15 protein-coding genes and 2 pseudogenes are annotated in these 17,929 nt (G+C 66.3%); 8 read left to right on the forward strand and 9 right to left on the reverse strand.

Features of this window, described 5'->3' with window-relative positions; genetic code table 11:
• The first annotated feature begins 79 nt into the window (after nucleotides 1-79).
• Together C5E41_RS21185 and C5E41_RS21190 are read left to right on the forward strand one after the other, a co-directional pair.
• Nucleotides 80-1,603 carry an AMP-binding protein gene (locus C5E41_RS21185; RefSeq protein WP_104377536.1) on the forward strand — a complete coding sequence of 508 codons (1,524 nt, stop codon included), beginning with the start codon at nucleotides 80-82 and terminating at the stop codon, nucleotides 1,601-1,603.
• Nucleotides 1,600-2,241, forward strand: coding sequence for a MarR family transcriptional regulator (locus tag C5E41_RS21190; RefSeq protein WP_258081139.1), 642 nt, complete (start codon nucleotides 1,600-1,602; stop codon nucleotides 2,239-2,241). Before C5E41_RS21185 ends, C5E41_RS21190 begins: the two co-directional genes overlap by 4 nt.
• A 184-nt stretch (nucleotides 2,242-2,425) precedes the next feature.
• On the opposite strand, the pseudogene C5E41_RS36280 reads toward C5E41_RS21190, so the two are convergent.
• Nucleotides 2,426-2,510: pseudogene (locus C5E41_RS36280) on the reverse strand (3-hydroxyacyl-CoA dehydrogenase); the annotation flags it as partial.
• 87 nt (nucleotides 2,511-2,597) lie between these two features.
• Complete coding sequence (gene surE / locus C5E41_RS21195) at nucleotides 2,598-3,431, reverse strand: 5'/3'-nucleotidase SurE (RefSeq protein ID WP_258081140.1); 834 nt, start codon at nucleotides 3,429-3,431, stop codon at nucleotides 2,598-2,600.
• A gap of 288 nt (nucleotides 3,432-3,719) precedes the next feature.
• On the opposite strand from surE, the gene C5E41_RS21200 reads away from it, so the two are divergent.
• A complete protein-coding gene (locus tag C5E41_RS21200; RefSeq protein ID WP_104377538.1) occupies nucleotides 3,720-5,462 on the forward strand; it encodes a PEP-utilizing enzyme in 1,743 nt (580 codons plus the stop codon).
• 696 nt (nucleotides 5,463-6,158) lie between these two features.
• Here the strand turns inward: C5E41_RS21200 and C5E41_RS21205 are convergent.
• Nucleotides 6,159-6,368: a hypothetical protein gene (locus C5E41_RS21205; protein ID WP_146097627.1), complete on the reverse strand. Its 210-nt coding sequence runs from the start codon at nucleotides 6,366-6,368 to the stop codon at nucleotides 6,159-6,161.
• A gap of 569 nt (nucleotides 6,369-6,937) precedes the next feature.
• Between C5E41_RS21205 and C5E41_RS21210 the strand changes: the two are divergent.
• The 5 genes and pseudogenes from C5E41_RS21210 to C5E41_RS35260 all read left to right on the forward strand — a co-directional run bounded on the left by C5E41_RS21210 (nucleotide 6,938) and on the right by C5E41_RS35260 (nucleotide 11,743).
• Nucleotides 6,938-7,689: pseudogene (locus C5E41_RS21210) on the forward strand (ABC transporter permease).
• A 134-nt stretch (nucleotides 7,690-7,823) separates the two neighbouring features.
• Nucleotides 7,824-8,327 carry a DUF3558 family protein gene (locus C5E41_RS21215; protein ID WP_104377540.1) on the forward strand — a complete coding sequence of 168 codons (504 nt, stop codon included), beginning with the start codon at nucleotides 7,824-7,826 and terminating at the stop codon, nucleotides 8,325-8,327.
• Nucleotides 8,328-8,476: 149 nt separating this feature from the next.
• On the forward strand, nucleotides 8,477-9,799 hold the full coding sequence (locus tag C5E41_RS21220; RefSeq protein ID WP_104377541.1) for a magnesium transporter MgtE N-terminal domain-containing protein: 1,323 nt from the start codon (nucleotides 8,477-8,479) through the stop codon (nucleotides 9,797-9,799).
• Nucleotides 9,796-11,493 (forward strand): Nramp family divalent metal transporter, encoded by a 1,698-nt coding sequence (locus C5E41_RS21225; RefSeq protein WP_104377542.1) that lies wholly within the window; start codon nucleotides 9,796-9,798, stop codon nucleotides 11,491-11,493. Before C5E41_RS21220 ends, C5E41_RS21225 begins: the two co-directional genes overlap by 4 nt.
• A 118-nt stretch (nucleotides 11,494-11,611) precedes the next feature.
• Nucleotides 11,612-11,743 carry a hypothetical protein gene (locus C5E41_RS35260; RefSeq protein WP_258081141.1) on the forward strand — a complete coding sequence of 44 codons (132 nt, stop codon included), beginning with the start codon at nucleotides 11,612-11,614 and terminating at the stop codon, nucleotides 11,741-11,743.
• A gap of 191 nt (nucleotides 11,744-11,934) precedes the next feature.
• On the opposite strand, the gene C5E41_RS21230 is transcribed toward C5E41_RS35260, so the two are convergent.
• From C5E41_RS21230 to C5E41_RS21255, 6 genes are read right to left on the reverse strand one after another with little or no spacing between them, the layout of a single operon-like run.
• Nucleotides 11,935-12,663, reverse strand: a complete 729-nt coding sequence (locus C5E41_RS21230) for a polysaccharide deacetylase family protein (RefSeq protein WP_219823217.1) — start codon at nucleotides 12,661-12,663, stop codon at nucleotides 11,935-11,937.
• Nucleotides 12,660-13,646 carry a UDP-glucose 4-epimerase GalE gene (gene galE / locus C5E41_RS21235; RefSeq protein ID WP_104377543.1) on the reverse strand — a complete coding sequence of 329 codons (987 nt, stop codon included), beginning with the start codon at nucleotides 13,644-13,646 and terminating at the stop codon, nucleotides 12,660-12,662. Before galE ends, C5E41_RS21230 begins: the two co-directional genes overlap by 4 nt.
• Complete coding sequence (locus tag C5E41_RS21240; protein WP_104377544.1) at nucleotides 13,643-14,560, reverse strand: DMT family transporter; 918 nt, start codon at nucleotides 14,558-14,560, stop codon at nucleotides 13,643-13,645. The genes galE and C5E41_RS21240 overlap by 4 nt, the downstream gene beginning before the upstream one ends.
• Nucleotides 14,557-15,672, reverse strand: coding sequence for an MGDG synthase family glycosyltransferase (locus C5E41_RS21245; protein ID WP_104377545.1), 1,116 nt, complete (start codon nucleotides 15,670-15,672; stop codon nucleotides 14,557-14,559). Before C5E41_RS21245 ends, C5E41_RS21240 begins: the two co-directional genes overlap by 4 nt.
• A gap of 2 nt (nucleotides 15,673-15,674) precedes the next feature.
• Nucleotides 15,675-16,613 carry an NAD-dependent epimerase/dehydratase family protein gene (locus C5E41_RS21250; RefSeq protein WP_219823218.1) on the reverse strand — a complete coding sequence of 313 codons (939 nt, stop codon included), beginning with the start codon at nucleotides 16,611-16,613 and terminating at the stop codon, nucleotides 15,675-15,677.
• 19 nt (nucleotides 16,614-16,632) lie between these two features.
• Complete coding sequence (locus C5E41_RS21255) at nucleotides 16,633-17,760, reverse strand: DegT/DnrJ/EryC1/StrS family aminotransferase (protein ID WP_104377547.1); 1,128 nt, start codon at nucleotides 17,758-17,760, stop codon at nucleotides 16,633-16,635.
• Nucleotides 17,761-17,929: the final 169 nt, after the last annotated feature.

Below are 17,929 nucleotides of genomic sequence, written 5' to 3' on the forward strand. Positions count from 1 at the left end.
AAACATCCCTTGTAGACCGACATGGGCGCAAGCTAGCCTGAAGTCCGATAAGCGACTACCCAGTCACAAAAGAGGTAATGTGTATCCCCCAATCATCGCAGCCGAGCGCCCGGACGATACTGCGTTCGTGATGGCGGCGTCCGGGACGTCGCTGACCTACGCCGAGCTCGACCGTCAGTCCAACCAGCTTGCACACCTGTTACGTGCCAGAGGGGTCGCCGCCGGCACTTCCCTGCTCATCGTCATGGAAAACCGGATCGAATGGCCGGTGATAGTCGCCGCGGGTATGCGCTCGGGCATGTTCGTCACCCCGGTCAACCGGTATCTGAGTGCCCCGGAGTTGGCGGCGTTGTTCGCCGAGGCCGATCCGGCTGCTGTCGTCACGACCGCCCCGTTGCGTGACGCCGTCACCGAAGCCCTGGGCGAGCGCGAGGGCGTCGTGCGGCTGTGCGCGGACGGTGCAGATGACAACTTCGAGGACCTGGCCACCGCAATTGCCGATCAGCCTGACAGCCCGATCGCCGACGAGACTCTAGGCGCACGAGTCATGTACAGCGGCGGCACCACAGGGCGTCCCAAGGCCTTTCGCCAGCAACTGCTAGGAGTACATCCCGCGCAGGCTCCAGCGCGTCACGGCCCGCTCGCACAAGCGCTCGGGATCGATTCCGACACGGTATTGCTCTCCCCGGCGCCCAACTATCACGCCGCGCCGTTCACCTTCCAACTGATGGTCTTGGCTGCCGGCGGGACGGTCGTCTGCATGGAGCGATTCGACGCTGCGGCGGCGATGACCGCCATCGAGCGGTATCAGGTCACCCACTCTCAATGGGTACCCACCATGCTTCTGCGACTTCTGCGGCTCGATGACCGCGAGCGGATTCCACTCGCTCCGAGCCACCGAGTCGCAGTCACCTCCGGCGCCCCGTGCCCGGTAGAGGTCAAAGAGCAAATCAATGATTGGTGGGGCACGATTCTGCACGAGTACTACGGCGCTTCCGAGGGATACGGCTACACCTATATCTCCGCCGAGGAGTCGCGCACCCACCCTGGTTCGGTCGGCCGGCCACTGGGCGCAACGAAGGTACGTATCGGCGATCGGGACGGCACACCGCTACCCACCGGGGCGGTTGGTCGGGTCTACTTTGCCCGGCCCACCGACGCGGCATACCGCAACACCGACGAGGCCACCGATGGCAGCACGTGGCGCAGCATGGGCGATTCCGGATACGTCGACGACGAAGGATTTCTCTACCTCGCGGGCCGCGAGAGCTTCATGATCATCTCCGGTGGCGTCAATATCTATCCCGAGCAGATCGAGGAAGTACTCGTTACCCATCCCGATGTGGCCGATGCCGCGGTCTTCGGCGTTCCGGATCCGGAGTTCGGCGAACGGGTGACCGCCCTGGTAGAACTTCGCCCAGGCCGAGCGGGCGACGCGCAGACCGCTCGCGCGCTGATCGAGCACTGCCGCGCCGCCATGGCAGCGTTCAAAGCGCCGAAGACGATCGAGTTCGTCGAGGCGCTGCCCCGCACGGATACCGGCAAACTCAATAAAAAGAACCTGCGCGCCGACTACCTGGCCGCGCGATCTGTGTCCCGATGACACCCGACACCCAGGAGGCAATGATGCCCGAGACGTTCGACCTGTTGCACGCACTCCGTGTCAAAGGACTGTCCAACGACGAAGTGCTGGCCGAACTGTCCGGAGTCCCCGCGCCCGAACTGACCGATCAGCTTGCGCCGCTGATCGAGCAGGGGCTGGTGACCCGTCGAGAAGGCCGCCTAGCTGGTTCGACGCTGACTCCTGCCGGGCGTGACAAACACCAGAATCTCCTTCTCGCCGACCCGGAGACTGCCAGCGCTCGCCCGCAGATCGAGGCCTTCTACGAGTCGTTCTTGCCGGTGAACGGCCAGTTCAAGGAAATCTGCCGAGACTGGCAAATGCGTTCGGAGACCGAACCCAACGACCACAGCGACGCCGACTACGACCAACGCGTCATCGCGCGACTGACCGAGGTGGACAAGGAACTCGAACCCAGCCTGCTCACCTTGGGTAGCCAGCTTCCCCGATTCGGGCGCTACCGCAACCGCCTCAGTGCCGCGCTCGACCGCGTCCGCGGTGGCGACAATGCCGCCTTCGCCCGACCGATGTACAACAGCTACCACGACATTTGGATGGAACTCCACCAAGATCTGCTGCTGAGCTTGGACCGCACCCGCGGTCAGCACGACGAAGGCTGACCCACTCGCCAGGTCGACAGACGTGATCCGGGCGCCGCACACATGAACTCGTGCGGCACCCGGATCTTCGTCGTCGATCGATGCCACGCTCTGGTTGTGACCTTGGCCCCCGGACCGGCGCCGAAAACGCGGGAGGCGGTACCAGGTTTACCGGTACCGCCTTCTCGCTTCCACTGGTGTCGTACTACCTCGGCGCCATCCGGATCGCGCCGTCGAGGCGGATCACCTCGCCGTTGAGCAGGATTGGAGACTATGTGCCCGACCAGCGCAGATAGGGCACGCAGCAGACCGAACAGAGCGTCGCTGCCCACGGAGTGCGTGGGCCCTTCTCTCCTTTGGTCCGTGATGGAGCGGTTCTAGTCGTGGGCCGATACCGGAAGGGGGCGGCCCAGAAGGGTGTCCTCGATCGCTGAGGCAGCGTCGTGTCCGTCCGGCCCACTCTCGGTGGCGACGCCGCGCAAGACACTCAGCGCCACGAAACCGTCCCGGACGGCGGCGGAATCCGTACCGACGCCGAGTCGCTCGGTATTGTCGAAACGCAGCAGGCGGATTGCCTCGGTTGAACGTTCGAGGCTCAGGCCCATCAGCCCGCGCGGCGCGAGGGTCGTGGTGCGCACTCCCTTGATTTCCTGCAGCTCGACATCGGGGACGTTGAGGTTGAGCATCGTGGGCTCGGGACGGTCCGCAAGCCACCCCACAGCAGCAACGGCCACCGCGGCCGCAGTATCGAAACGGTGGACGGGAGCGAACCCACAGCTGACAGCAACAGCCCGGAGGCCAAGCGCGGTCGCGCACAGCGCGGCGCCGACCGTGCTCGAATGCAGAACCAGCCGGCCGGTGTTGTGCCCTGGGTTGACTCCGCTGACCACAAGCTCGGGCGGGGGCCCGAACAGGCCGAATCGGTAGGCCATCACACCGAAAGCAGGCGGGGCATCGAACCCGATCACCCGCACCTCAGGCAGCTCGGGAAATCGCGTCTCCTGATAGGCGATCTCGGCGCCGTGCTCCAGGGTCCCCAGAGAGGAGCCGCTACCACTGTGGTCGGTCAACGGCGCGGCCACCTCGATCTCGTAGCCCGCCGCGTGCAACTGCCGTGCCAGCGTCCGCAATCCGGACGAGCCGATCCCATCGTCGTTGGTGACCATGATCCGCATCTCGTCGATCCCTTCTCCGCCGCTCCACTCGAACACGACTGACAGCCATTAATTGTGACTATATGTTCACATACTAGTCTCACCCTGTCACGATCAGGCTTCGACGCCGCGCACATCACGAGTTCACAGAAAGACCGCAGATAGAGGTCGAAAATGCGTTCAGAGTGGTCTTCGACCTGCAAGATGGACACGTCAGCGGTGGGGAGAAATTCCCACGAGACCGCTTGACACAGTGACTGCTATCACAGCAAACTGTGACTAGACAGTCGCTAAAAGCTCGACGCCGACCCTAGGTGCCGACCACGTGTGGAAAGAAGGCTTCAGATGGCCCCCTGGCCCATTGACGACGATGCGTCGAAAGTGTTTCCGTTGTACTCCCGGGCCAACGTCGGGGAGATCTTCCCCGACCCGATCAGCCCTCTGAACGCCTCGGCCGGCTTCCAGCACAACCTGGAGCCAGGCTGGCGTGACGCCTTCGTCGCGTGCCGAGTCTGGGATCACGAGCTGTACGACCGCGCCGCGGACAAGAACATCCTCCCCGCCTTCGGCAGCTACCTCTATATCAACATGTCGCTGATGCGGCTGTTCGGCGTCCGCGTGCCGGGTATGTCGCCTGAGGCGGTGGACTTGCAGTATTTCGGCGATATGCCCGGCATCCCCAGTTACGAGTCCGAGCGACGCGACTTCGACGAGAGCCCGGAGCACGAGCAGGCCGCGGGCGCGTGGTTGCTGGAAGAAGTTATCGGGGCGACCGCCCTGACCGAGTACGACAACGACCGGCGCGAAGTGCTCGAAATCCGCGCCAACCGGCCCGAGATGACTTCACTCAGCGACAGGGAACTGCGGGAGCGCCTGACATCGTTCGATTACATCCTGCGCCCCCTGTTCAAACACCACATCGAAGCGAGCCTCAAATGCGGCGTCGGCCTCGGCGCGATAGGACAAATCGCCACCGCGGTCGGACGCCCCGAACTTGCTCTCAGCCTGGTCAGCGGCATCGGTGACGTAGATTCCACCGGCCCGTCCACCCGGATGTGGACGTTGAGTCGCGCAGCCCAAGCCCCGGCGGTAGCCGAGGTGTTCGACGGCGGTCTCGACGGACTGTACGACCGTCTCGGATCCGCCACGGACCCCGCCGTCAAGCAGTTCGCTGCCGATCTCGACACTTTCTTGTCCGACTGGGACTTCCGTGGCCCCGCCGAATGGGAGATCCGCGCAGCGACCTGGGGGGTCAAGCCCGAATTGGCACTTGCCACCATCGATCGAATGCGTCAGGTCAGCGATGCCGAAGCGCCCGACGCCAAGAACGACGCCCGGGCCCGGGAGCGCGAATCCGCCACTGCCACCATCCGCGAACTGGTCGCCGCCGACGCCGAACTCAGTGCCCAGTTCGAAGCGACACTGGCCGCGGCCGCCCTGTGGTTGCGCGGGCGCGAGCGAGCCCGCACAACCGCGGCAATGGTCATCCACGAAATCCGGCTGCCCGCACTCGAACTCGGACGGCGAGGGGTGGCGGCCGGTGCGCTGGACGCGCCACAACACTTCTTCATGCTCTTCGCCGACGAACTCGACGACTACCTCGCGGATCCGCAGAAGTACACCACAGTGCTGCGCGAGCGCGAGGCCGCCTACCTCGACCTGTTCGACCGCGAACCCCCGTTCGTCGTCGCCGGCGCTCCCCCGGCTGTCGACACCTGGAAGCGTCGCTCCGAGCGCGAGAGCACTGCGCTCGAGGTCGGCGCCACACTGTCGGGAGTCTCCGGCTGTTCGGGTGTCGCCCGCGGCCGTGCCCGCGTCCTCACCTCTGCCGACGACCCTTCCGCGCTCGAACCGGGCGACATCCTCATCGCCCCGATCACGGACCCATCCTGGACGCCGCTGTTCGTCGCCGCGGCCGGCGTCGTCGTCGATGTGGGCGCGCCCTTCTCCCACGCCGCCATCGTCAGCCGGGAACTGGGAATCCCCTGTATCGTCTCCGCGACCGATGCGACCCGCAAGATCCCCGATGGTGCTTATGTTGAGGTCGACGGCACCAACGCCACCGTCACGATCCTGCCCGCCGAATAACTCCGCCAGCGAGCCTGTTCCGTGAATCGCGCCGCGCCACCGCGTTTCGGTGGCGCGGCGCAGCCACCAAGCCGTCGCTGCCTAAACGCAAGAAGCTCGTGCGGGTTCTTCCGCTCGCCGGCAAGCACCGAAGCGTCACGCCGCCGGCGCTACGGTCCCACTGATGACGCGCGTTGCGTTGTCGGCAGCACGTGAAAAATTCACGTCCCCATTGACATGCGTGCGCTGTCCGGAAAGTCGGTCGCGCCTACCTCGACCTGCTCCGCGAATGAACCCTGCTGAGCGACTGCACCATTCAGCAAGCAGAATTTACGGAAAGCGAGCCTGATCCAGCTTTCAACCGGAAGCAACACTGCTCGACTGCGATCTTCTTCAGATGTGTCACCGATGTCCCGCTATCCCGGGAGGCCCGGCCAGCGTGCTCTTAGCGCCGAGGAAGTGACCGACCTATACTGGCCGGGCCCTCAACCCACAGCTGTGCGCACGGTAGCAGTGGCAGGTCCATACAGCAATCGCTACAGATGTGGGCACGCAGGCCCGAAGGCCACTGTCGAAGCGCGGTAACGAAATTGCGAGCCTGTTGGAGCGTTGCACGAAATTCCAAGGCCGACCCTGCGAGCATGATTTCCACCCGGCACCATTGCTGATCCGAGTCGTCGTGTGTCGACATCGCGGAGACCACCTGAACCGAGGGCGTCACCCCTCGTCGTGTACGCCTTGTTCGCGGCCCCGGATCAATCTGGGGTGCTGACGCAATTGTGTCCAGATGTCGTGGTAGCTGTAGTACCTCGGCCGCGCGAAAGCCCTGAGGTCACCGCCCCGCCCGGCCCGTTCGGCGAGGGCCGTGCCGCCTGCAACCCCCTCGGCGCGCAGCGAGTGCAGTATCTCCAGCTCGTTCAGCATCATTACCTCCGGGTTTGCCGTGCCGGCGACGTGGTAGGCCGGCGGCGGCATGGCGATCTCTAGGGATCTACAACACCTCATTTGTGAACATTCAGTCGCTACTTGCCCAGAGTAGACGGCCAATAGCCCCATATACAAGGTGTAATTGCCTTCTCTCCTGAATTGATCTTGTGAATTTTGTGTCGCAAATTGGGGGACCGGGTAGAGGGCCGCTCGCCCATCCAGCGCAGGTGAAATCCCCCGTGGCCGGAACCGCCTCGGTCCTCAGCGTGTTGCTGGATCGGCAGTCTCTTTAACCAGGTTCGGACGGTGGTGCGAGTATTGGCGGGCCGTTCGGGTTCTGACGGCGCTACCGGTGTGGGTATCGCGTCGAACCTGCGATCCGCGAACGGAGGCGGTGTGTTCCCGCAGGGAATCCCACACCCGCATTCGACGAACCAATCGGTCGAAACCGGGGTAATCCGCTGGACTGGCTCGTCAACGCGCCCATCGATCGCGTTCCAGGATCGGGGTACGCGGTCGTTCTTGACGCGCGCCGCGCCGAGCCTCCCACTCGCACCGGCAGCGGCAGAATGATCACGGTGAGCGTCGCGTCGCCCGGAGTAGGTTTGGCAGTGTTGTGCCTGGTGCTCGTTGCCACATCGGCAGCGGTGTACCGGCTCGCATATCTGGGCTCGATGCTGATCGTGCCCGGTGCAGCAGTTCGCGCGATCGTGCAACTGAGTGTGGTCGCGCTCGTGCTCGCCGCAGCCCTGCGCCATCTGTGGTCCTCGTTTCTCGTTCTGGGCGTGATGTTCGCGGCCGCGGTGTTCACCTCCTCCCGCCGAGCACGAGCCGGACGCTCCGGAGCATGGCTGGCCGCAGCCCTCGCGACCGGATGGGCTGCGGTCCTGCCGCTGATGCTTCTCAGCGGGGTCGTTCCCCTCGCAGGGCCTGCGGTCGTCCCCGTCGGTGGCATCATCCTCGGCGGCGCCATGACCGCAACCTCACTGGCGGCACGCCGTGCCCTCGACGCCGTTCACGACCGGCGCGGCGAGATCGAGGCGGCTATGGCCTTGGGATTCACCGACCGCCACGCACGCCTGGAAATCATCAGATCCACAGCAGCCGACGCCCTGCTGCCAGGCGTCGACCAAACCCGCACGGTCGGATTGGTCACGCTGCCGGGCGCATTCGTCGGCGTCCTTATCGCCAGCGGCTCCGCTGTCCGCGCGGCCGCGTCCAAATACTGGTTCTCCTCGGCCTGCTCCTCGCGCAATCCTGTGCGGTCGCGGTCACCATCGAACTCGTCGCTCACGGCCGAATCCGACGACACACACACTGAGTACCCGGACATCGATACGCGTTCCACCGACAACAACGCGGAGTCTCGGTCAACCGTCGCGCGGCGCTAAGGATCCGTATGGATTGTCATCCGCACCTTGCGGCGGACGCGCTGCCGGCGGCACGGTGCGCGGTATGCGAGGGATCGGGCCGTTCGCCGCCGCACTGATTGCCACGATCTGCGTGACGGCCGGATGCTCGAGCCACACACAGCAGAATGCCGCCGTGCGGCCCGTCGACGATCCCAACCTGTTGGCCGGCTGCGGTCCGCTGTCCGATTCGGTCATCGCCGCCACGCTGCGGGTGCCCGCCGTGGAATCCGAGGGCGGCGGGTGGCGCGCTACCTACCCCGGCGCCGGCACAGCCGAGCTCACCTACGCGTGGTTGCGCGGCGACACCCTCGCCCGCGACGTGGACGTGGCCAACCAGCAGGGGTATCGGGTCGAGAAGATCGTGATCAAACGCTTCGGCGGAATGTACTGGCGCACTCCCCGCGACCCCGGCAGCTGCGCGGTCACGGTCGCCGATACCGGAACCGTGACCTGGTGGGTGAACAACCGCGACCACACCGACCGGCCCGACCCCTGCGCCGCGGCGATGAACCTGATGCAGGCCACCCTCTCGGTCGACGGTGTCTGACCGGTCGGCATGTCCTCCACCTCTACCCTGCCCCGGCGCGGCATCCATCGTTCAGGTAAATGTCGGCGTCGCGTAGTCGCCGGCGTGACCCAGACGGTGCAGAATCCGGATCACATCATCGGTGTCGGTCGGCGAGGTGGGAGTTGGACATGAGCGAAGACCTTTCGGCCGGCTCGACAACAACGGGCGGCACCCTACATCTGTCGCAGCTACTGAAGGCTCCGGTGATCGCGAAATCCGGCGAGACGATCGGCCGGGTGGAGGACCTGATCGTCCGTCTTCCCGGCGGGGACGCCTATCCGCCGGTGACCGGCGCGGTGGTCGGGATGGGCGGTCGCACCGTCTTCGTCGCCGCCGACACCATCCACGATTTCACCGTGGACCGAATCCTGTTGGCAGTCAACAAAGTCGACCTGCGCGGTTTCGAACGCCGCGAGGGCGAGGTGCTGCTGCGCGCCGACATTCTCGGGCATCGGCTGATCGACGTCTCGGCGGCGGAGCTGGTGCGCGCCTACGACGTCGAACTGGACGACACCGGCTCGGGCTGGGTTCTGGCGCGCCTCGATACCCGGCGTCCCGCCCGGTTGTTCGGGCTGGTCAAGACCGGCGCCGGACATGCGTCCCGGGATTGGAAGGCGTTCGAGCCGCTGATCGGGCACCCCGGTTCGATCACCGTGCGCCGTCTCAGTGGCCGGGTCGGCGCGTTGAAACCGGCGCAGATCGCCGACCTACTCGAAGACGCCACCAAAAACGAACAGGGCGAAATCCTCGACCGCGTGCACGACAACCCGGAGCTGGAAGCCGACGTCTTCGAAGAACTGGACCCCGACGAAGCCAGCCGCCTGCTCAAAGACATGCCCGATACGGAGGTGGCCGCGCTGCTGGGCCGCATGCGCGCCGACGACGCCGCCGACGCGGTCACCGATCTCCGCCAATCCCGCCGACGGCGGGTCCTGGATCTGATGCCCGCCGGGCAGCGCACCAAGGTGATCACCCTGATGGGATTCAATCCCGACAGCGCCGGCGGCCTGATGACCGTCGACTTCGCCACCTGCGCACCGAATACTACTGCGGCACAAGCACTCTCAATTATCTCCGACGCGCACGGCCTGCAGTCCGAGGCGCTGTTGAAAATCCATGTCATCGACGAGGGACGATTGGTGGGCGTGGTATCGGTGATCACCCTGTTGCAGAGCGAACCCGCCCGCACGGTGTCGGAGGTGATGGATGCCGACCCGGTCCGGGTCACCGCGGACGCCGACCTGACCGATATCGCGTTACTGATGGCCGACTACAACCTGTACGCGCTACCGGTGGTCGACGACACCGACCGCGTGCTGGGCGTGGTCACCGTCGACGACGTCCTGGAGGCCACGATCCCCGACGATTGGCGGCGCCGAGAACCCGCGCCCCGCCCGATCCGCGACATCGAACCGGCCGCCGACGCTACGAACCACGACCTACCGTTATGACCGACGCGCACGAAACCGGTTCCACCGCACCACAACCCACGCCGACGCCCCATCCGGTGCCGCCCGCGAGCACGCCGCCGGTGCCGCCTCGCTCGGCGGTCTTGGACTCGGCGCACCTCGGCGATATCGAGGGCGCTCTCGGCCGGATCCAGCTCAGCGACAGCGACCACCCCCGCACCTTCCGCACACGCGCACTGACACTGCTGGCCATCGTCGGCCCCGGCCTGATCGTGATGGTCGGCGACAACGACGCCGGCGGCGTGGCCACCTACGCACAAGCCGGGCAGAACTACGGCTACAGCCTGCTCTGGGTGCTGTTACTGCTGATCCCGGTACTGATCGTGAACCAGGAAATGGTCGTCCGCCTCGGCGCGGTCACCGGCGTCGGCCACGCCCGGCTCATCAACGAACGCTTCGGCCGCGGCTGGGGCTGGTTCTCCGTCGGAGACCTGTTCGTCCTCAACTTCCTGACCATCATCACCGAATTCATCGGTGTCACCCTCGCCGCGGACTACATCGGCATCTCCAAATACATCGTCGTCCCGACCGCCGCGGTCGCACTCGTGACGATCATGGCCAGCGGGAGCTTCCGCCGCTGGGAACGCGCGATGTTCGTCTTCATCGCCATCACCTTGCTGCAAATCCCCATGCTGCTGCTCTCACATCCCGAATGGGGTCGCGCGGCAAAGGATTTCGCCGTCCCGGGCGTGCGCGGCGGCGTCACCTCCGATGCGGTGCTGCTGATCATCGCCATCGTCGGCACCACCGTCGCGCCCTGGCAGTTGTTCTTCCAGCAATCCAACATCGTCGACAAACGCATCACCCCACGCTTCATCGGCTACGAACGCGCCGACACCACACTCGGCGCCGTTGTCGTCGTCATCGGCGCAGCGGCACTCATGATGACCGCCGACTACGCCGCCCGCACCACCGGAACAAGCGGGCAATTCACCGACGCCGGAGAAATCGCCCACCTACTCGGCGACATCAACCGAGCCCTCGGACCGATCTTCGCGATCGTGCTCCTCGACGCCTCCATCATCGGCGCGGCCGCGGTCACCCTCGCCACCAGCTACGCCTTCGGCGACGTCTTCGGCATCAAACACTCCCTGCACCGCGGCTTCCGCGACGCCAAACAGTTCTACCTGTCCTATATCGCCATGGTCACCCTCGCCGCAGCCATCGTCCTCATCCCGGGAGCCCCCCTCGGATTGATCACCACCGCGGTCCAAGCCCTCGCCGGCCTGCTGCTACCCAGCGCCAGCGTCTTCCTGCTCCTGCTGTGCAACGACCCCCAAGTCCTCGGCCCCTGGGTCAACCGCACCTGGCTCAACATCCTCGCCGGAATCATCGTCGCCGTCCTACTCCTGCTTTCCGGAATCCTGATGGCCACCACCCTCTTCCCCGACATCGACGTCGTCGCCACCGCCGAATGGCTCACCGGCACGCTGGTCGCCCTCACGGCCATCGCCGCCGCGGGGCTCAAATGGATCCAACACCGCACACCCACCCCACCGCCGGCACCGGTGGCCGACCACACCGACCGCGATCACTGGCGCATGCCCCCACTGACCCTGCTCGAACCCGTCACCTGGTCCGCAGCCACCAAACTCGGCATGCTCGCCCTGCGCACCTACCTGATCGTCGGCGCAATCCTGCTCCTGATCAAGGCAATTCAACTCGGACGCGGCTGAGTCGAGCCGCCGGCCACCTTCGAAGGCCCTCGCAATTCCCTTCATGAGCCGACAGGGTCGAACTTCTACCTCCGCCGTGCCGCCCGCCTGGGGCATCCGAACGTCGCTGGAAGCAGCCGTGGCCGACGAACAGTCCTCGACTCGCGAGATGCAGGCGAAACTGAACCGGCAACTGAAAGAACTGGACAAGAAGGAGAGACGCCTCATCGACCTGCTCGCCGACGACGGGGACTGCCCCGGATTTGATTGACTCGCGGGTTGTAGTGGTTTCAGGCGGCGAGTGAGCACCGACCTCGACGCCGACAATCACTGATCGGTTGTCCGGACGCGATATTCAGCGCCGTGAACCCGTCCAACGGCTCGCCAGACGACCAGGCTGCAACGCACACCACGTGCGCGAGCCCGTCTCCGGGGGAGCCCCGGCCGCAATCGTGGAACAGGTCACCGAGGCCGGTTTTCCATCCGCTCCGCCAAAGAGCCGAGGAGCAGGCCACGCTCGCCGCATTCGGCCACGATTCGCGGAATCGCACCGACGGTAGCGCGCCACGACCCGGATGCCGATGTGCAGTCGGAGTCGTGCAGGAGGATGGTGCCACCGGGACGGAGCTCGCGGACTACGCGGCCCGCCACCGTGTCCGGCGTGGCGGTCCGCGTCCAGTCCTTCCCGCACGCGGTCCACAGCACCGGCACCAGTTCCAGCCGTCGGGCCGTGGCCAGCGCCGCGGCCGAGAGTATCCCGTAGGGCGGTCGGTAGTGCCGCGGCCTGGAACCGGTCGTCTCCGCGATCAGGCCGTACGCGCGCGCAATGTCACGGTACGTCGATACCGGCGAGCGCGCGAGCAGGCAGCGGTGGCTCCAGCCGTGCAGCGCTACCTCGTGACCTTCCTCGACGATCCGAGCGCCGAGCTCAGGCGCCCGCTCGAGCATCGACCCGAGCAGGAAGAACGTCGCGTGCACGCGAGCGGCGGCCAGCGCGTCCAGGACGGCCGGTGTCGACGCCGGATCCGGGCCGTCGTCGAAGGTCAATGCGACCGTGCCGGTGTCCACGTATCCGGACAGGCGAGGGGTCAGGTGCTCGCGAACCGTGGAGATCGCCGTGACCGATGGGAGGGCGTTCAGCATCACCGCACCGGTACCGGCGATCGTTGCCTGCGCGACAGCGGATTTCATGCGCTCGTTCGCCCGCGTCGTCCAGCATCCCGCGCTTCCCATTCGCTGCACAGCATGTCCGCCAGTCCCAGCCGCGCGTGCCACCCCAGTTCCCGGCCGATTCTTGCGATATCGGCGATCACGCGGGGCGGATCGCCCGGCCGTCGGTCGCCGACCTCGTACTGGAGCCGCTCGCCGGTTACCGCGTGGGCGGCATCGAGAATTTCGAGTACCGAGTACCCGCGCCCGGTGCCGACGTTGTACACCGAGTTGCCCGTCTGACCGCACTCGAGCCGTTCGGCAGCGCTGACGTGCGCGTTCGCGACATCGAGCACGTGCACGAAGTCGCGGACGCAGGAGCCGTCCGGCGTCGGATAGTCCGCACCGAAGACGACCGGGGGACGGCCAGTCGAAATCGCTTGCAGGACATTGGGTATCAAGCCGGTCGCGTTTCGATCACCCAGCCCTGGGCCCCCCGCCCCCGCGACGTTGAAATAGCGCAATACCGTCGAACTCAGCGCGCCGCACGCCGCCGCGGCGTCGGCGACGATCCACTCGCATGCGAGCTTGCTGCGCCCATACGGGTTTATCGGCCGCGGCGGCGTCTGTTCGCATACCGATCCGTTCCCGACCTGCGAGCCGTATATCGCTGCGCTGGAGGAGAATACAAGATGTTCGACGCCGGCAGCGCCCATCGCGGCGAGCAAGGTGCGGGTACCGCCGGTGTTCTGCTCGTAGTACTCGAGCGGGTGGGTCACCGAGTCCACTGCCGATTTCCGGCCGGCGAGGTGGGCGACTCCGGTGATTTCGTGGTCGCGCAGAGCGGCGGTCACGGCCGCGAAGTCGGTGACCGACGCTGCGACCGTAACGACATCATCCGGTATCGCGGCGCGGCGACCGGTGGAGAAATCGTCGAGTACGACCACGGACCGGCCGGTCGCGCGTAGCGCTCGCACCACATGCGATCCGATATAACCGCCACCACCGGTCACCAGCCAGGTCACCCTACCCTCCTCGGGGTCGAGTCGGTCTGTGCCTCGATCCTGCGCTCGGCCGACGCGCGATCGCGACCGAGACATGTCACGCCGACAGCGACCGCCAGCAACGCGAGTACGAAGGCGGCACCCGCGCCACCGCCGGGGACCTCGTCGCCGAGCACGGTGACCCCGAGCACGACGGGAACGAACGAGGACAGAAAGCTGGTGACCGGAAAGGTGAGGACCGCCGCGCCCGCTTGCAGACCGCGCTGCAGCAGGCTGATCGCGAGCACCGAGCACACCGCGAGCACGTAGGGCGTCGGGGTGGTGAGCATCGTCCACGGGCGGTGTACGTCGAAGGTGAGTCCGACCTGGCGTGTCGCGACCGTGGCGATGCCGTAGGCGATTCCGGCCGCGGTACCGAAACCGAGCGCCGTGACCCATGGTCGTGGGGTTCTCGTCCCCAGGTCGCCGACAACCGCCCCAGCCCCGGCGGCCACTGCGCCGACAACGACGAACAGGAGCATCTGTACGTTCGACGCGGGCGAACCGAGTGCCGATTCGTCGTTGAACGCATACGCCATCAGGCCGGTGCCGAGCATCATCGCGGCGATCCCGGATCGCCCCACGGCCGCCAACCGCTCACCGAGTCCGCGCCGGGCAAGCACAACGAGAAACACCATGTCCAGGGTCAGCAATGGCGCGACCAGAGTCGCCGGCGCCACCGAGAACGCGTATGCCTCGGCCGCGAAACCGCCTATCTCGCAACCCAATCCGAACAGCCACAGCGGCCGCACGGCGAGCCGCGCCAGCAACAACAGTCCCAGGCCGCCGCCGTGAGCGGTCCGCCGCGCCGCCGTGGCCTGGACCGCCGGCGCACAGCCGTACAGCGCCGCGGCTACGATCACCGCCGGCAATCCGTGGGTCAGGGACTGGTTCACGGCGCCGGCGCCGCCCAGCCCCCCAGCCCGACCCGGTCCAGCGTGGCGCCGAACGCCTCCTCCCATGCCTCGGGCTCGACGGCAACCCGAGTCGACGGTGGTTCGACCCGCTCCAGACAAGCCAGAACGGAACGCCGGATCGCATCCGGCTGCGCGGATGTCACCGCCGCACCGCCACGTACGAGCTCCTGATGGAGGTTCTCTCTGCCGTGTCCGGGTACGACGTCGAGCAGTAGCAACTCGCGGCCGATCACTCTGGCCTCGGTGCAGGTGTCCCCCGACGAGGTGATGACGAGGTCGGCGGCAGACATCAGCACGGGGATCTCCTCGGTGAAACCGAAGGGGACAATCCGCTGCGTTCCGGCGGCCATCGACCGCAGCCGGGCTTCCAGTCCCTGATTGCGGCCCGCGACCACGAGCACGTGAACGCCTGCGCGTGCGATCAGGTCGGCTGCCTCGGCCAGCGGACCGACACCCCACGCCCCCGACATGAGCAACACGCATTTCACGTCCTGAGGCACGCCCAGCGCGTTCCGCGCCACGGCCTGCGGCGGCGCCTGATAGAACTGCGGGCGCACCGGCGCCGGTACCACCGCGATCTCCGCGTCCGGTTCGAAGCGCCGGATGTAGCGGGCGGCCGGCTCCGAGGTGACCAGGTAGAGATCGGTGTTGCGGTGCACCCACAGCCGATGTGGGCAGGCGTCAGTACAGAACACCGCGTTCACCACATCGGGGTGACGATCCTTGATCCGGCTGGCCGCGGCGGCGCCGGTAGCGAACACCGACACCAGCAACTGCACCGGCCGGTCGCGCAGCCGGGCGTTCAGAGCGGGAACCAGGTAACGGCAGGATGCCGCGTCGATGAACCGGGCAAGGCGACCTCCGGAGCGCAGGTGCCCGAAGTGGAAGGCGTCGTACAGGCCGGGCACGGCGAGCATGCCGCGAAACACCCCTTCGCCGAGCCCACCTCGACGGTTGCCCATCAGGCGCATGCTGTCGACGGTGTCGGTCGTCCAGCCGCGCCGACGCAGCGACACCGCGCACGCGTCGGCCATCACATCGTGTCCCATACCGAGCGAGCCGGACAGCAGCAGCGCGGAGGGAGTCGCCATGACTACCCGTTTCCGCGGACCGCGGCCGTGTCCGGATGCTGCGCCAGATACCACTCGACGTATCGCCGGACGCCGTCCTGGAACGAGGTCGTGGGTCGCCATCCGATCAGCTTCTCGGCCAGGGCGTTCGAAACATCGATGCCCCGGAAATCACCGGGCCGCGCCGGAACATGCTCGATGGGGGTACCGGGAAAGCGCGCCTGTACCGCCTCCGCCATATCGAGCACACTCACGCGCTCGCTGCCCTCGAGCGCGATCACCTGGTTCTCCGCGGCCTCATCGAGCACCCGTGCATGCGCGTCGGCGAGGTCCTCGACGAAAACGTAATTGCGGAACTGTTTGCCGTCTCCGGCGACAGTCAACGGCTCACCCGCGATGGCTTTGCGGACGAATCGGGCCAATACGAGTTCGTCTCTCATGCCGGGCCCATACGGCACGCCGTAGCGCAGGATCGTGAACGGCACCTCATAGGTCTCGGCATAGCTGTGGATCAGAAGCTCCGCGGCGATCTTGGTCGAGGTATAGATGTGGCCGGCCTTGGCCAACGCCATCGGCGCCGCCTCCGTCAGCGCCCGCGTCCCGTCCGAGACATCGAAGGCGGCCCCGTAGACCCACACGGTGCTGGCGAATACCACTCGGCGCAGGCCGTGGACACGGGCCGCGTCCAGAACATTGGCGGTGCCGTCCACGTTCAATCGCACCGTCCGCAGCGGATCCTGATGGGCGACATCGACATTCGACATACCTGCCAAATGGAAGATCACCTCGAGATCCGCCGAGGCGTCGACGACCGCAGTCGAGTCGAGCACGTCCAGCCGGCGGAATCGCGCGCGAGGGTCGGGCCTCGATGGGGCTACCGTATCCAGGGCGTACACGGTGTATCCGGCCTCGGCGAGCCGGCGAATCACGTGGGCTCCGATGAAGCCGGAGCCGCCTGTCACTCCGATCCGCATGTCTTGTTCAGCCTCCCATCAGTGTGTCTCGGACCTCGCGAAGCGCCGCCAGCACGTGATCGACCTCGGCATCGGACATGTCCGAATGCAGCGGGAGACAGATGTGCCGGGCGCAGATGTCGTCGGCGACCTCGAGCCGGCGCCGGCCGAAGCGCTCGAACACCGGTTGCCGATGCAGTGGCGCCTCGTACACCTCACCGGTCAGCGCGACCTCGAACCGTTCCTTGATCGCCTTCTTGAACTGCGCCCGGTCGATGTCGTCGGTGGGCAACACGATGTACTTGTAATAGTTGCTGCGCCCCTCGGGAGCGATGGCGAGCCGCTCGAATCCGTCCATCGCGTCGATCGCCGCGTCGTAGCGGTGCGCCGCGGCCTGGCGCACCCGCAGAAATTCGGGAAGGTGACGCAGATGAACCAGGCCGACCGCAGCATGCAGTTCGCTCATCCGCCAGGCATACCCCTCGCGGATGTGCACGTTTCCGAGGAAGCCGGCCTTACCCTGGTCTCGGTAAATCAGGGCTTCGTCGCGGATACGCTCGTCGGCGGTCACGATCATCCCGCCCTCGCCGCTGGTCAGCACCTTCGTCGGGTAGAACGAGAACGCACCCGCGACGCCGAAGGAGCCGGCGAACCGCCCGGCGTAGCTGCAGCCGTGGGCATGCGCCGCGTCCTCGACGAGCGCGATGCCACGCTCGTCGCACAGTTCCCGCAGGGCCGGCGCGGCGGGCGTGATCAATCCGCCGATATGGACGAGCACAACGGCCGCGGTGTCGGGTCCCAGCGCGGCTTCCACGGTCGCGGGCGACAGCGCGAAGGTGTCCCTGTCGATGTCGGCGAAGACGGGGTTGCCACCCGCGCGCAGCACCGAGAATCCGGTGGCGGCGAAGGTGTTCGCCGGCACGACCACATCACGTCCGGCAACGCCGATGCTGCGCAGAATTATCTCCAGCGCGGCGGTTCCGCTGCTCACGGCGACCGCGTAGGGCGCGTCGTGGGCGGCGGCGAAATCGGATTCGAACTCTCGCGTGTTGGGCCCGAGAGTCAGTGCACCGGTGCTCAGCGCGGTGGTGACACGACGGGCGATTTCGTCTCGATCATCGTCGGTGAACAGGATTCGCGCGGCCGGAATCTGCATGCGAGCCTTCCCTCGTCAGCGAAATATCCATTCGTCGGCTACCGCGGACGGCCATCGGACCACTCGAAATGCGCCGCCGTACTGCCACTACACAACCGGGCTACGCATGAACACGGAAGGCCGAAGGACCCACCGGCTCCAGCCGCGGCACTATTCATTTCGACCAAGC

This window comes from Nocardia nova (genome assembly GCF_002933465.1).
Lineage (GTDB): Bacteria > Actinomycetota > Actinomycetes > Mycobacteriales > Mycobacteriaceae > Nocardia > Nocardia nova_B.